Here is a 13,883-nt window from a genome sequence, read left to right as displayed (position 1 = left end):
CAGGAGGCGAGCGCGAGCCCATGGGAATGATCATGGCCGTGAGCTTCACCCGCTACGGGAGGCTCTACTACCTCGACCCCGGCGGGCACAGCCCCAAGGTGGGCGACAAGGTGCTCGTTCCGACCGATTCGGGCCCCGAGGTGGCGGAGTGCGTCTGGGCGCCCCAATACACCAGCGAGGACATCGATGGCCTGCCGGTCTGCGCCGGCCTGGCCGGCGAGGAGCACCTGACCCGCGACGAGACCAACAAGCGCCGCAGGGCCGAGGCGAGAAGCGTGTCGAAGCGCCTGATCAAGCGGCACAGCCTGCCGATGAAGGTGGTCGGCATCGACTACCTCGACGAGGACAACGTCTACACCGTCTACTTCTCGGCCCCGCACCGCGTGGACTTCCGCGCGCTGGTCCGCGACCTGGCCCGCAACCTGCGCGCCCGGGTCGAGCTCCGCCAGATCGGCCCCAGGGACGAGGCCCGCCTCCAGGGCGGCATCGGCCCCTGCGGCCGCGACCTGTGCTGCGCCACGTTCCTGAAGGACTTCGAACCGGTCTCCGTACGCATGGCCAAGGACCAGGACCTCCCGGTCAACCCGCTCCGCATCGCCGGCGCCTGCGGCCGCCTGATGTGCTGCCTCAAGTACGAGCACCCGCTCTACCAGGAGTTCCGCGCCTCAGCGCCGCGCGTGGGGACGAACGTGGAAACCCCGGAGGGCGCCGGCACGGTGGTGGGCCACAACGTACCGTCCGATTCCGTGGTGGTCCGGCTGGCGGACGGGGGGCGGCGGTGTTCCTGCTCGAAGGCCAGCGTCTGCTCGCCGCGCAAGCAACACGACGCGATGTACGGCGACGGGCCCGCGTCCTCCTAGGGGGCGTGTGTTCTGTCCGGAGGCGCGTGGTTGTGGGGGGAGCGAGGACTGTCCGGGCTCCTGTAGACTTTTCACGCTGCATGGCACCCGCCGCCTTAGCTCAGTCGGCCAGAGCACTTCACTCGTAATGAAGGGGTCTGGGGTTCGAATCCCCAAGGCGGCTCCCAGCTCAAAGGCCCTCCCGGTTCATCCGAGAGGGCCTTTGCGTACGTCGAGGGCTTGTGTGTCTCTGGGCTGGCGATCTGGGTGTAGACGTTCATGGTCACGGAGATCCGCGAGTGCCGCAGGATCCGCACATGTACGTTTTCTACGCGCCTATCCGCTCGGCCAGTTCCCGTAGCCCAACGATGCCGGATCCTGCATCGGCACCAAACCGGAGACGAGCTGCCGCACCAGCCGGTGATTACGGATGTGCTCAGGAGCGACGTTCTCAACCTCCAGCAGTCGCGCTAGCGCCTCATCCACCTGGCGGCGCTGCGCATGCGCCCAGGCGAGGTCCACCGCCGGCCGTGCCCGCCGCTCGGCCGGCAGCGTCGAGGTGTCCACTGCGGCTCCGACCCGCAGCGCATGCCCGGCGTCACCGACCTCCACCGCTACGGCCACGGGCTGTCGCGCGTCGGGCAGTCGCCGGCCGTGCTGCGGCTCTCCAGCCGATCGCGGTCAGCGCCGCCACGCGCCTGCAAACGGGTGCTGGGGACCACCCTGGCCGACGGGCGGGCGGATGGTCGGGGACAAACTGATCGCCGACATCGAGAGCGGCGGCATGGCGGGCCTGAGTACCGCGTGGATCGACCAGGGGAAGTGGCCAGGCCACGAACACCAAGCTGATCGGATGGTCAGCGACGTCATGAAGGCCATCGCCCTGATGAGAGCGCACCTGCTGGATACCGCCCCGAGGGCGTAGGAGACGTATTCGGCTTCTCCGGACGCATCAGGCGGGGCGGGCCGTTAGATTCGGGGCAGCGGGATGCGGATGCATCGCTCGGGGGCGCTTGTGTGAGGGGCGGGTGCGTGAGCGTGGATCTGGCTGCGTTGGTGGCGGCGGTCTCTCCATGGGCGACGGCAGCGGTGGCCTCATATGGGGCGGCGGTGCTGGCCCAGGCGCAGGAGGACGCGGCCGATGCGACCGTGGGGTGGGGGCGGAAGATCCTCCAGCGTGTGTTCGGGACCCACCCCGCCGAGGAGGAGGTCCCCGAGGCGATTGCGGAGCTGGCGCAGGCTCCGGACGATGCCGACCTGCAGGCGGCGCTGCGGGTGCAGATCAGGAAGGCCCTCGCCGCCGATCCTGGGCTGGCGGCTGAGGTGGCGCGGATGGTGGAGCAGGCCCGCGGGCAGGCGCTGGTCGGGCAGGGGCAGGTGAACGCGGTCGCGACCGGTCACGCGCAGCAGGCCAACCTGGGGCAGGGGACGATGTCCGTGTCGTTCGCCGATCAGCGTGAGCGGTGAGCCTGCGGGCCGGGTCGAGGCGCAGGCCACCGGGCAGGCGAGGCAGGCCAATCTCGGTCAGGGCTGGCAGTTGGTCGACCAGAGCACCAACGTTCACCTGCCTCCCGGAGTCCTGCACGCTCCCGGCACGGTGGCGGCACCGTCGGCGCTGAGCAATCTGCCCGGCGGGGCGGCCGAGGTATTCGTCGGCCGCGATGAGGCGCTGGCGACGCTCGAGCGGGAGCTGCAGGCGGACCGGTCGCGGGTGGTGATCGGTCAGGTGATCCACGGGATCGGAGGGGTGGGCAAGACCGAGCTGGCCCGCCAGTACGCGCTCGCGCGGGCGGAGCGGTACCGGGTGCGGTGGTGGATCGTCGCAGATGGTGCCGATCAGATCCAGAACGGGCTGGCCATGCTGGCGGAACGGCTGCATCCACCGCTGCCCCGGCAGTCGGCCTTGACCACCGTGCTGGGCGTGGAGCAGGCAGCGGCATGGGCGTACGGCTGGCTGCAGGCACATCAGGACTGGCTGCTGGTGCTGGACAACGTGGAAGACCCGCGCGATGTCCGGGACCTGCTGGGGCAGCTCCGCACTGGTCACATCCTGCTCACCACCCGCCGTGATGTGGCCTGGCCAGACGGAGTGCGCCCAGTTCCGCTGAACGTGCTCGGCCCGGACGCGGCCATCGACCTGCTCGCCCAGACCAGCAGATGCCCCGAACCAGCCGACCGGCCTGCCATAGCGGCCATCGCGCAGGAGCTGGGGCGTCTGCCGCTGGCGTTGGAGCAGGCCGGGGCCTACCTGCGGGAAGCCCGGATCAGCCCGAAGGCGTACTTGGAGCTGCTGTCCCGGCATCCGGCTCATCTGTACGCGGCTGTGCCGGAAGGGGGCGATGCCGGGCGGGCCATCGCCCGCCTCTGGAACTCCCACCTGGGCACCATCCGGGATCGCAACCCGCACGCCGAGCACCTGTTGCGCGTGCTGGCCTGCTACGCCCCCGACAATATCCCGCGGGACCTGATCGACGCGGACTGGGCAGACAGAGACGCCGGCGTGCCCAATCCGGCGACGTTGGACGCGCTCCGGTTGCTCGTCTCCTATGGCCTGATCAGCCTGGATCGGCACACCATCTCCATGCACCGGCTGCTGCAAGCCGTCCTGACCACTCCTGCGCCTGCAGCCTCGGCGGACCTTCCCTCCGGGGAGGCGGTCGTCCAAGTGGCCTTGGCATGGCTCGCTGCGGCCTGGCCACACACCACCAGCGAGCCGCCTACCGTCGATCAGCTCGGTCGGCGACGCCTCCTCAGTCCGCACATAGCGGCCCTGACGAGCCATCATCAGATCGTCACTACGCGCGGCGAGCACGATTGGGTCTTCAGGCAGGCGGTAGTGCATGAGTACGAGCAGGGCAATTACCAGCGTGCTCTCACCCTGGTCACGCACGACTACGCCATCAATCAAGCCTCACTGGGTGAGGAGCATCCGGACACGCTGACGAGCCGTGGCAATTTGGCGACCGTGCTGCGGGATCTGGGGCGGTTGGAGGAGGCGGAGGCGGAGGCTCGCGCGGTCTGGCAGGTCCAGGTGCGGGTGCTGGGTGAGGAGCATCCGGACACGCTGGCCAGCCGCAACAACCTCGCGCTGGCGCTGCAGAGGCTGGGGCGGCTGGGGGAGGCGGAGGCGGAGGCTCGCGCGGTCTGGCAGGTCCAGGCGCGGGTGCTGGGCGAGGAGCACCCCCTTACGCTGAGCAGCCGCAACAACCTCGCGCTGGTGCTGCATGGTCTGGGGCGGTTGGGGGAGGCGGAGGCCCATAGCCGCGCGGTCTGGCAGGTCCAGGTGCGGGTGCTGGGCGAGGAGCACCCCCTTACGCTGACCAGCCGCAACAACCTCGCGCTGGCGCTGCAGAGTCTGGGGCGGTTGGAGGAGGCGGAGGCGGAGGCTCGCGCGGTCTGGCAGGTCCGGGCGCGGGTGCTGGGTGAGGAGCACCCGGACACGCTGACGAGCCGCGGCAATTTCGCGACCGTGCTGCGGGATCTGGGGCGGTTGGGGGAGGCGGAGGCGGAGGCTCGCGTGGTCTGGCAGGTCCAGGCGCGGGTGCTGGGTGAGGAGCACCCGGACACGCTGACCAGCCGCGGCAATTTCGCGACCGTGCTGTTGGGGCTGGGGCGGTTGGAGGATGCGGAGGCTCATAGCCACGTGGTCTGGCGGAGCATGGTGCAGGTGGTGGGCGAGGAGCACCCGGACACGCTGGCCAGCCGTAGCCACCTCGCGCTGGCGCTGCAGAGGCTGGGGCGGTTGGAGGATGCGGAGGCCCATAACCGCGCTGTCTGGCGGAGCATGGTGCGGCTGCTGGGTGAGGAGCACCCGGACACGCTGGCCAGCCGTGCCAACCTTGCTGCCGTGCTGTTGGGTCTGGGGCGGTTGGGGGAGGCGGAGGCGGAGGCTCGAGTGGTCTGGCAGGTCCAGGCGCGGGTGCTGGGTGAGGAGCACCCCTACACGCTGGCCAGCCGTAGCCACCTCGCGCTCGTGCTGCAGATGCTGGGGCGGTTGGAGGATGCGGAGGCCCATAACCGCGCTGTCTGGAGAAGCACGGTCCGGGTGTTGGGTAAGGAGCACCCGAACACACTGACCAGCCGTGCCAACCTTGCTGCCGTGCTGCGGGATCTGGGGCGGTTGGAGGAGGCGGAGGCGGAGGCTCGCGCGGTCTGGCAGGTCCAGGCGCGGGTGCTGGGTGAGGAGCACCCGGACACGCTGGCCAGCCATGTCAGACTCGCGCTCGTGCTGCTGGGGCTGGCGCGGTGGCGAGAGGCGGAGGCGGAAATGCGGGCAGTCTGGCAGGTCCAGGCGCGGGTGCTGGGTGAGGAGCATCCCGACACGCTGACCAGCCGTGGCAACCTTGCTGCTGCGCTGGGAGGGCTGGGGCGGTTGGAGGAGGCGGAGGCGGAGGGCCGGGCGGTCTGGCAGAGCCTGGTACGGGTTCTAGGCGCAGAGCACCCCAATACCAGAGCCAGCCGTCAGAACCTGGACAATGTGATTCATGCGCGCAGGAATCGGTCCGCCGAAAGCGCTCAAGCCCGAAATCATGGTGTGAGTCGCAACGCTCTGTGCCCGTGTGGTTCGGGCCGGAAGTTCAAACGCTGCCATGGCGTTGGCGCGGCATCCTGAACGGTACGTCCGGCGCGGGGCCTAAGCCCCAGGTGAGCGGGGGATTCATGGATTTCCCGAGGATGCAGCGGTTCCGAACCGTATCGCGAAGGGCTTTTGCTGACGCTCCTGCTAACAGCGTCCCCACTGGGGTTCCATCGGCGCCGGTGCGACACCACTGACGCCGAATCGGCTCCAACTCACTCTCGATGAGGAACTGCTCAGGGTGAGCTCGGTGGTGAGGGCCCTGGTGTCACCTCCGCCAGCGGGTTCTGCCACGCAGGGATCTTGTGCGGGCACGCTCCAGACAACCCATGCCCACAGAGCGATCCGGTCCGGTGCGCTAACGAGGTCACCATCTTCGGCCGGTTGGTTTCATCGGGGCGAGACCGAGGGCGGCGAGAGCGGCGGCGCCGCGTTCGGCGTGGGCGCCGCCGGCGAGCACGAGGGTTCGCGCGAACTGGTAGTGGCAGCCGGCGGTGTCGAACGCGTCCGTCGTGGCGAGCAGCGCCTCCCGGTCGCCGTCGAGCAGGGCGCCGGCTCGTTCCACAATGGCAGCGGCGACCGGGTTGCCGGTCACGACGGTGCGGGCTTCGGCCACGATGGCGCGGGCGTTGTGACTTTCGGCGAGTACTGCGGTCTCGCTGCGCAGCGCGACATACCAGTGGTGCCAGATCCAGGTGATCCACTTCCACATCTGCCGGGGCTCGGGGGCCATCCGTTCCAGCGCCTCCGCTGCCTGCCCGTGGTGCAGCAGGAGCATCGTGTCGAAGACCGCCCCGTAGCCGTAGGTGTGCTCCGGTGAGGTGCCGAGCCGGCCCAGGATCTCCTGCCATGCGCGTCTGGCGTCGTGGTCGCCGCGCAGGCCGTGGATCATCGCCACACCGGCCGCCGCCGGGGCGAGGATGGACCGGGCGGGGCTGCCTGCCCGCTGCCACGCGTCGAGGAACCGGACGCTGCCGGTGAGCGCCTCGTCGACGTCGCCCGCCAGCGCGGCAACCATCAGCAGCCGGCACGTAGCGCGATGACCCACCTCCGCCAGCGATGGATGATCGGCCAGTTGCCGTGCCCATCGGCGGGCGGCCTGCACGTCTCCCGCCCCGAGGGCGGCCTCGGCGACGATCCCGAGCGCGTCGATCAGCTCGTGGGTGCCGGCCGGCGTGCTCGGCAGGGGCGACAGGAGCATGATCCGGCGCCGGGCCGTGGCCGCCGCGGCGAACGTGTCGCCGGCCCAGCTCTGAGCGCCGGTGAGCGCGTCGAGTGCGGCCGACTCGGCGAGCGGGTCGCCGGTCCGGCGGGCGAGTTCGACCGCGTGCTCGGCGCGTTCACGCGTCTCCGGTACGGCGTTGCCGGGCGGGCCCTGGACGGCGCCGAACGCGTCGGTGAGCACCGCAGCCTCGGCCAGTGCGACCGCAGCGTGCGCGGCCGGATCGTCGCCGGCCTGCTCCCGCGCCTCCGTGATCAGCTGGAGCGTCTCCTCCTGGGACGGGCGTCGTACGAATGTGGTCGAGAACCGGAACGCGATGGTGGCGGCGGTCGCCAGGTCGGTGGCGGCAGTGGCGCCGGACGCGCGGGCGGCGTCCGCGGCCGCGTGGCGCAGACGGTACATGTCATCACCGGCCGTCCGGCACCCGGCTACGGCCGCGGCCTGCCGGAGCATCGACGCGGAGGCGGCCGGGTCGGTCGCGAGTGCGGCGGCCTGCTCATAGCGCCGCTGGGACTCGCCGGTCAGGTGACGGGTGAAGGTCAGCTCGGCCAGGCACCGGGCGAGCTCGAACGCGTCGGCGCGCTGCTCCGGACGGTCGGCCGCCCACGCCAGGGCGGCGCGGAGGTCGTCGGCCACCAGGTCGAACCGGGCCCGCCAATCTGGGTCCACCACTGCCAAGCCGGCCGCCTGCGCCAGGCACCAGCGAAGGTGCCGGGATCGAGCGTCGATCAGCTCACCGGCCTCGGACAGCCGCTCCATTCCGTACTGGCGGATGGTCTCCAGCGCCCGGTACTCGGTCCTGCCCAGGGACGTCGTCACCGTCAGCAGACTCTGTCCGGCGAGCCGGGCCAGGCCGTCGACGACCAGGCCCTCCTCGTCCTCGTCCCCGGTCACCTGCGCCGCCGCCGTGGCGGTGAAGGGTGCCACGAACACTGACACCCGGCGCAGCAGCGCCCGGTCGGCGGGCTCCAGCAGGGCGTGGCTCCAGTCCAGCGCCGCCCGTACCGAGCGGTGACGGTCATCGGCACGGGAGCCGCCGGTGAGCATCCGCAGAGGGTGGGACAGGGCGGCGGTGATGCCGTCGAACCCGAGCATCGGACAGCGGGCGGCGGCCAGCTCGATCGCCAGCGCCATCCCGTCCAGCCGCTCGCAGATCGCGGCAACCTGGCCGCGCAACGGCGGATCCAGCGGCCGGCCGACCGCCGCCGCCCGTTCCATGAACAACGCGACCGCGTCCGAGTCGCCGTCGGCGGCCAGCGACAGCGGCGGGACCGGATACACCCGTTCGAACGGCACCATCAGCCGGGCCCTGCTGGTCGCCAGCACCGTCACCCGCGGGCACGTCGCCAACAGCCGCTCGAGAAACAGCGTCACCCCGTCCGCCACGTGCTCGCAGTTGTCCAGCACCAGCAGCGCTCGGCGGTCGGCCAGCGCGGCGAGCACGGACTCGGTCATGTCGCGGCCGGGCTGCTCACCGAGGCCGAGCGCTCCCGCGACCGCGGTCGCGGTCGCGATCAGGCCCGGATCGGTGACCGGGACCAGGTCGACGAACCACACTCCGTCGGCGTACTCACCGCTCACCTCCGCGGCCACCGCCAGCGCCAACCGGGTCTTGCCCACTCCGCCGGGACCGACCGCGGTCACCTGTCGGTGCGCCCTGGTCATCTCGGTCAGTTCGGCCCGCTCGCTCGCCCGGCCGATGAACGAGGTCAGCGGGGTGGGCAGGAACGGTGCCGGGACGGCACCGGCCGGCGTGGGCGTACGCCGGGCGAGCGCCCGCCGATCCGGCACTTCAAGCTTGCGCAGCAGCGAGGAGACGTGGCTCTCCACGGTACGCACCGAGATGCACAGCCGGGCCGCGATCTCGGCATTGCTGAGATGGGCACCGACCAGCTCCAGCACCTCGGTTTCCCGAGGCGAGATCTCCGCTCCTGTCACCACCGCCCCAGTTTGCCGCAGTCCCTCCTCGGGAAGCCGGGCAGGGCGGCAACGGTCTCAATCGCGAATCAGCGCGCTTCCCAGAGAAACGGTGTTGCCAGGGTGCAGTCCGAGGTCGCGAATTCTGTGCGACACTCCAGAATGGACGTTGACCCGATAATAGCCGAATGATCCGCCGCCCTCAAGCGCTCCGGCTTCGACGATGTATTCGTCATCGGTCAGCCAGACATGGCCGACCGCGTCGCTCGGTTCTGAGAGGAGATGAAGCTTCAGTTTCTTGATGATTTTTCCGGTCATGACGTCGCGAGTGACCAGATACTCATCGCCATCGTCGGGGTCGGCCTGTATGTCCACGAGGAACTGGCCGTCCGGGGAGAGGCTTTCGGCGGAGTAGCCTTCTCGCCGTTCGCTGATGACGGCGCCATCGCGCTTCAGGATGGTCACCGTGCTCGGCTCGCTGATGCCGGAACACGTTCGTTGTGCCGCTATCCGTGCCGCATCACGGCTCATGCCGATGATCGCACAGAATCCTTGAAGGGTGGTGGTCTGTCCGGTGGCGAACTCGGTGATGAGCAAGCGAGGTCGGTCCCCGGAAAAGGATACCGCAAAGAATTTTCCGTCCGGTGAGATGTCCAGGCCGCGTACGTCACCCAGTGCTCGGGCGTCGAGGCGCGGGGAGATCGCCTTTCGCTGCGCCGTCGGCAGATCCCAACCCACGAACTGCATGTATTTCTTGCTGAAGTAAGCGATGCGATGGCCGTCACGAGTGATCCGGAGCGTGACCCCGCGTCCCTCGGTATTGTTCAGCTGTACCTGACTGGCCGCGTCGTAAAGGTCGATGTTGCTGGTGCAATCGTCATCGCCGACACTGACCCCTTTTCGGTACCCGCCGCATCCCGTCCCGTACGGGATGCCGATGTCCTGCCTTCCTCTACCGAGCTTGAGATTGACGTGTAACCGCCACTCGGTGCAAGTGACCAGCGGAGGTTCCTGTTCTTCAGCTGAATCGGGAGGCCAGCTGGGACAGTTCGAATTCTCGGGAATGAAGGCGTATTGTACGGGCGGATCGAAAGGCTCCGGTGTCCATTCCCATGTCGATCGTGGCGACGCGTTCTGATTCACGTAAAGCAAGCCGGCTCCGGCTATGCATATGAGGAGAATGATGCCGGGCCACTTGGCGCGCGGGCGTCTCGCGACTCCACCAGCCTCGGACGCATTCGTATTGATGGATGTCCTCATGGTTCCCAGGCATCTCGATCCGATGTCGATCGACACGGTAATCGAGTCAAGTAACGAGCGGATCACTCTGCAGAATTGTCACAAGAAATCCGCGGCCGAAATGTGCTGAGGTCATGGCATGTCCGTGAGGCGAGCAGCCTGGGAATGGCCTGGTCAGGTGGCTGGGTGTGGATTTCAGGTTCGGCTCCTGTCCAGATGGTGCGCGACGCGCTGAGCCACTCCTGCCGCCCACTCGTATCCCGTCTCGCCCAGGAAATCCCCCAGTTCCGCCCAGGCGCGGTGGCTGCCAGGGCGCAGCGTCAGCGCTTTCACCAGGAGGTTCACCGCCTCGTCCTGGTCACTTGTCCGCCAAACCGCCTGGGCGAGGATGCAGTAGGCAGGCGCGCACCACGGATAAGCGCTCAGCAAGTCCCTGAGCAGTGCCACGGCCTCGGGGGCGTTGTCTTGGCGCATGGCGTCCGCCGCCTCCAACGTGCGGCGGACCTCCGCCGTACGTTGCTCCAGGTTCGGTCTGCGCATGCTCTCCAGGCGGCCCTCGCCGCTCGTCCGGCCGAACGGAGAACGGAGGTGAGCCGGGTCGGACTCGCCCGCCAGATACGCGAAGAGGTTCGCCGGCCGCGGGTCCGGGACCCTCCACGCCGCGTCCAGAGGCGCGTCGAGCAGTTCCGGAGGGACGAGCAAGCGTTCGCGGCGGAAGCGTCTCTCGGCGGCGGCCAGGTCGCCGGTCCGATGCGCGATGGCCTCGATGACGCCGGTCTCGTAGTCGATCACGCCTTCCATCGAGTCCAGCTCCATCGCCACCGTGATCGCGAACACGTCGGCGGCCAGCTCATCCAACTGGTCCAGGGCCGCCTCCACCGCCTGTGACGGCGAGGCGAGAGTCCACCAGAAGACGGACGTCACGAACCTCAGGTACGCGGTCAAACCGGTGAGCGCGCACCACCACTCGCCTGCGTCGGAGGCGGCCCGGATCACGGCGACGCGCCGCCAGGCGTCGGACAGCAGCCCTTCCAGCAAGGGGGTGACCCGGGAGGAGGAACGCGGGACGGGTTGCTGGAACCGCTCGTCGAACAGGTCGGCGCCATAGGCGATCAGGCCGATGCCGTCCTTCGGGGGGTCGCCGAGGATCTCGTCGAACAGTTCGGCGTCGTCCCTGGTGACGGCGGCGGCCCGGAGCAAGGTCGACGCCGCGGAGGCCGCGGCGGACACGTCGAGGATCTGGCCGGTGTCGATCAGGCCGACGATGTGACGCAGGCCGGCCGCCAGGCCGTGGCGGTGACCGACCAGGAGCGCCGGGTGCAGGATGCCCACGAACTCGTCATGGTCGTCGTCGCGCTCGATGATGAGCTGCCAGCGCCTCATGGTCGCGTACAGGACGGCGCCGACGGGCGGTGCCGGGTCGAGGGCCACGTCGCCGGCGAGCGGCACGCCTGGCGGTCGTGTCGCCAGGTGGAAGCGGTAGGGGAAACCGCGGCGTCCGGAGAACCTGAGCCCGGCCTCTCGTTCCAGGACGACCGTGAGGTAGCCGACGACGGGGTCGGCGCGCTCCAGGTAGGTGGCCATCAGTTGTCTCGCGCGGTCAGCGTCCCGGCCGTTTGCGGCGTGGTCCGCCGCGTGGCGGCCGGCCAGGAAGCGCTGATCGAGCAGTGCTTCGGCGATCGCCAGGATGGGCCCGGCCTGCTCGGGCCGTTCGCAGGTGAGCAGCGGCTCGGCGGGCTCGGCGGGCACTGTCAGAGCCCTAGGAGGCTGACGAGGTCCCAGCCGCGTTCGGACAGGAACCGACGGCCGTGGATCAGCCACTCCCGCAGGCTCGTACGTCCGGAGCGGGTGTAGGGGATGCGCTCGTTCAGCAGGCCGGCGGCGAGCACCGCCTGCCTGCCGGACCCTGGTGACCGGCTCGCGGCCTGGGCGGCGATCGAGAGGACCTTCCGCAGTTTGGCGCGCACCGCCTCCGGTTCGTGGTCGTCGACGAGGTGGACGTACACCACTTCGTCGTCGTGCCCGATGCCCTCGAAGAACGCGATGCCGGGCAGCGGCGGCACGGGCGAGGCGCCGAAGAGATGCCGCACCATCGTGTACGCGGGAGGGGCGGTCGTCTCCAGCGTCAGCCAGGACCCGAAGGAGGAGTCGTCCAACGGCGTGGGGGTGTCGGCGGTCTCGTCGAGGCAGAACATCACCAGGACATCCGGTCCGCTGTCCGCCGAGAGCGACCCGGAGAGCACGTATTCCTTGATCGCCTGATCGACACCGGGGTGAAAGGCAAGAAAGGCGTAGAAGGTGGCTACCTTCTCCAGAGCTGCCAGCCCTTCTGGCTGCAGCAATTTTTCCAGGTTTTCTATCTTTCCTGTTTGTCGATGCTCATCCGTCGCCGCGGACTCCAAGAGCGTGGCTATCGACAGTGCCAGCACGCCAGTCAGAATCGCACCGATCATTCGCCGTGTACAGGGCGGGATCTTGTTGTCCGAGTTCTGGGCGTGCCTTTGTCGGGGCGCGGGCAGCCTGGCCGGTATGGATGGTGCAAGACGGACAAAGGTCATCATCGGCACCGTTTTCATGGGCTCGGCCCTGGCCGGTTTCACGGCGCCCTCGGAGCCGCCGGGCGGTACGGGGGCGGGCGAGAGGGCGAGTGCCGCGGCCATGGACGCGGTCAAGGACTCCAAGGTCCTCTCGGTTCAGTCGAACAACGGTGGCCGGGTCTGGGAGGTGCAGCTCGCCGGGCCCGACGGCACCGAGCGGCTGTTGGAGGTGGATGCGTCGGGGAAGGTCTCGGGGGCCAGGGTCAAGGACACCGGTGAGGGTGAGAAGGCCAGGGTGATGGGCATCAGCAAGGACGCCCGGCTCAGCTTCAGGGACGCGGCGGCGAAGGTGTCCTCTGCGGTGCCGGAAGGCAGGATCACCCACATGAGCCTGGACCGGTACGGCGACGAGGCACTCGTCTGGGATGCCGATGTCCTCACTTCGGAAGGCGCCTGGCATGGAGTCAAGGTCGATGCCAGGACCGGGAACGTGACCAGGATCGGTTAGTGGAGCGCGGCGCCGGGACCGGGCGGGTCATGCCGGCCCCGTGTCGGCATCCGGTCCGGCGGCGGCGGTCAGGTTGCGGGCGAGGCGGGCGGCGGCCTCACGAAGTCCAGGGGGGTCGAGGATCTGGGTCTCGAAGCCGAGGGCGGCGATGTGTACGGCGAGCCAGTTCAGGTCGTCGCCCCCGGCTGTGAGCAGGCACCAGCCGTCCTCGTCGTCGGCCTCGACGCGGCCCACCTGCGGGGGGATCCGGTCGCGGACCTGGTCGGGGTGGGCGCGCAGGCGTACGCGGGCGTGGTGGCGGTAGGGGGACTCGGTCACGGAGCGCTGGACGTAGGCGGCCGGGTCGGGGTGGTTCCTGGGGCGGAAGCGCCAGGTCGTGGCGGTCACGTCGCGCATGCGGTCGAGGCGGAAGGTGCGCCAGTCGTCGCGGTCGACGTCCCAGGCCATGAGATACCAGCGGCGGGCGGTGGCGACCAGGCGGACCGGCTCGACCGTGCGTTCGCGCGGCTCGCCGTCGCGGGCGGCGTAGCCGAAGCGGACGCGGACCGCGTCGCGGCAGGCGCGGGCGAGGGTCACCAGCAGTTCATGGTCGATCTCGATGCCGGGGCCGACCAGGGTGTCCATGGCCCCGTGCACGGCCCCGACCTCGGCGCGCAGCCGGGGCGGCATCACCTGGTCGAGCTTGGCGAGGGCGCGCAGGGCCGCCTCGCCCGCGCCGGCGACCGTGCCTCCGGACGCCAGCCGCAGGGACACCGCGGTCGCGATCGCCTCCTCGTCGTCGAGGAGCAGCGGCGGCAGCCGGGTGCCCGCGCCGAGCTGGTAGCCGCCGCCGACGCCTGCCGCGGCGTGCACCGGGTAGCCGAGGGCGCGCAGGCGCTCGACGTCGCGGCGGATCGAACGGTCGGTGACGCGCAGCTCGGCGGCCAGCTCGGTGGCGGTCCATGACGGGCGGCGCTGGAGCAGGGCCAGCAGGCGGAGCACGCGTTCGGTGGTTCCCTCGACGGTCACGTACGTCAGGGTTTCACGGATCGCGGACCGTACCTGT

The 13,883-nt window shown here is 69.7% G+C and carries 11 protein-coding genes and 1 tRNA gene; 6 read left to right on the top strand and 6 right to left on the bottom strand.

The window, feature by feature from the left end:
• The first annotated feature begins 20 nt into the window (after nucleotides 1–20).
• Nucleotides 21–860 (top strand): PSP1 domain-containing protein, encoded by an 840-nt coding sequence (locus ABD292_RS31460; RefSeq protein WP_425565199.1) that lies wholly within the window; start codon nucleotides 21–23, stop codon nucleotides 858–860.
• 89 nt (nucleotides 861–949) lie between these two features.
• Nucleotides 950–1,023: transfer RNA gene (locus ABD292_RS31455), tRNA-Thr, on the top strand.
• Nucleotides 1,024–1,175: 152 nt separating this feature from the next.
• On the opposite strand, the gene ABD292_RS31450 is transcribed toward ABD292_RS31455, so the two are convergent.
• Nucleotides 1,176–1,406: a hypothetical protein gene (locus ABD292_RS31450; RefSeq protein ID WP_344213673.1), complete on the bottom strand. Its 231-nt coding sequence runs from the start codon at nucleotides 1,404–1,406 to the stop codon at nucleotides 1,176–1,178.
• Nucleotides 1,407–1,581: 175 nt separating this feature from the next.
• Between ABD292_RS31450 and ABD292_RS31445 the strand changes: the two genes are divergently transcribed.
• The 3 genes from ABD292_RS31445 to fxsT all read left to right on the top strand — a co-directional run bounded on the left by ABD292_RS31445 (nucleotide 1,582) and on the right by fxsT (nucleotide 5,451).
• Complete coding sequence (locus ABD292_RS31445; protein ID WP_344213671.1) at nucleotides 1,582–1,764, top strand: HAD hydrolase-like protein; 183 nt, start codon at nucleotides 1,582–1,584, stop codon at nucleotides 1,762–1,764.
• A gap of 107 nt (nucleotides 1,765–1,871) precedes the next feature.
• Nucleotides 1,872–2,306 (top strand): hypothetical protein, encoded by a 435-nt coding sequence (locus ABD292_RS31440; protein WP_344213669.1) that lies wholly within the window; start codon nucleotides 1,872–1,874, stop codon nucleotides 2,304–2,306.
• On the top strand, nucleotides 2,296–5,451 hold the full coding sequence (gene fxsT, locus ABD292_RS31435) for an FxSxx-COOH system tetratricopeptide repeat protein (RefSeq protein ID WP_344213667.1): 3,156 nt from the start codon (nucleotides 2,296–2,298) through the stop codon (nucleotides 5,449–5,451). The genes ABD292_RS31440 and fxsT overlap by 11 nt, the downstream gene beginning before the upstream one ends.
• Before the next feature lie 331 nt (nucleotides 5,452–5,782).
• On the opposite strand, the gene ABD292_RS31430 is transcribed toward fxsT, so the two are convergent.
• The 4 genes from ABD292_RS31430 to ABD292_RS31415 form a co-directional block, all read right to left on the bottom strand.
• Nucleotides 5,783–8,578, bottom strand: a complete 2,796-nt coding sequence (locus ABD292_RS31430) for an ATP-binding protein (RefSeq protein ID WP_344213665.1) — start codon at nucleotides 8,576–8,578, stop codon at nucleotides 5,783–5,785.
• A 54-nt stretch (nucleotides 8,579–8,632) separates the two neighbouring features.
• On the bottom strand, nucleotides 8,633–9,850 hold the full coding sequence (locus tag ABD292_RS31425) for a WD40 repeat domain-containing protein (RefSeq protein ID WP_344213663.1): 1,218 nt from the start codon (nucleotides 9,848–9,850) through the stop codon (nucleotides 8,633–8,635).
• 138 nt (nucleotides 9,851–9,988) lie between these two features.
• Entirely contained in the window at nucleotides 9,989–11,542 is a 1,554-nt protein-coding gene (locus ABD292_RS31420; RefSeq protein WP_344213661.1) for a tetratricopeptide repeat protein, read from the bottom strand.
• A 2-nt stretch (nucleotides 11,543–11,544) separates the two neighbouring features.
• Nucleotides 11,545–12,465: a hypothetical protein gene (locus tag ABD292_RS31415; RefSeq protein WP_344213659.1), complete on the bottom strand. Its 921-nt coding sequence runs from the start codon at nucleotides 12,463–12,465 to the stop codon at nucleotides 11,545–11,547.
• Here ABD292_RS31415 and ABD292_RS31410 point away from each other — a divergent pair.
• Entirely contained in the window at nucleotides 12,452–12,838 is a 387-nt protein-coding gene (locus ABD292_RS31410; protein ID WP_344213657.1) for a PepSY domain-containing protein, read from the top strand. The two genes, ABD292_RS31415 and ABD292_RS31410, sit on opposite strands and share 14 nt — an antisense overlap.
• A gap of 27 nt (nucleotides 12,839–12,865) precedes the next feature.
• Here the strand turns inward: ABD292_RS31410 and ABD292_RS31405 are convergent, their stop codons facing one another.
• Nucleotides 12,866–13,846 (bottom strand): helix-turn-helix transcriptional regulator, encoded by a 981-nt coding sequence (locus ABD292_RS31405; RefSeq protein ID WP_344213655.1) that lies wholly within the window; start codon nucleotides 13,844–13,846, stop codon nucleotides 12,866–12,868.
• Nucleotides 13,847–13,883: the final 37 nt, after the last annotated feature.

The organism is Nonomuraea bangladeshensis, from assembly GCF_039529455.1.
Lineage (GTDB): Bacteria > Actinomycetota > Actinomycetes > Streptosporangiales > Streptosporangiaceae > Nonomuraea > Nonomuraea bangladeshensis.
The sequence above is the reverse complement of the archived record's forward strand: the minus strand, read 5'-3'. Positions and strand labels throughout refer to the sequence as shown.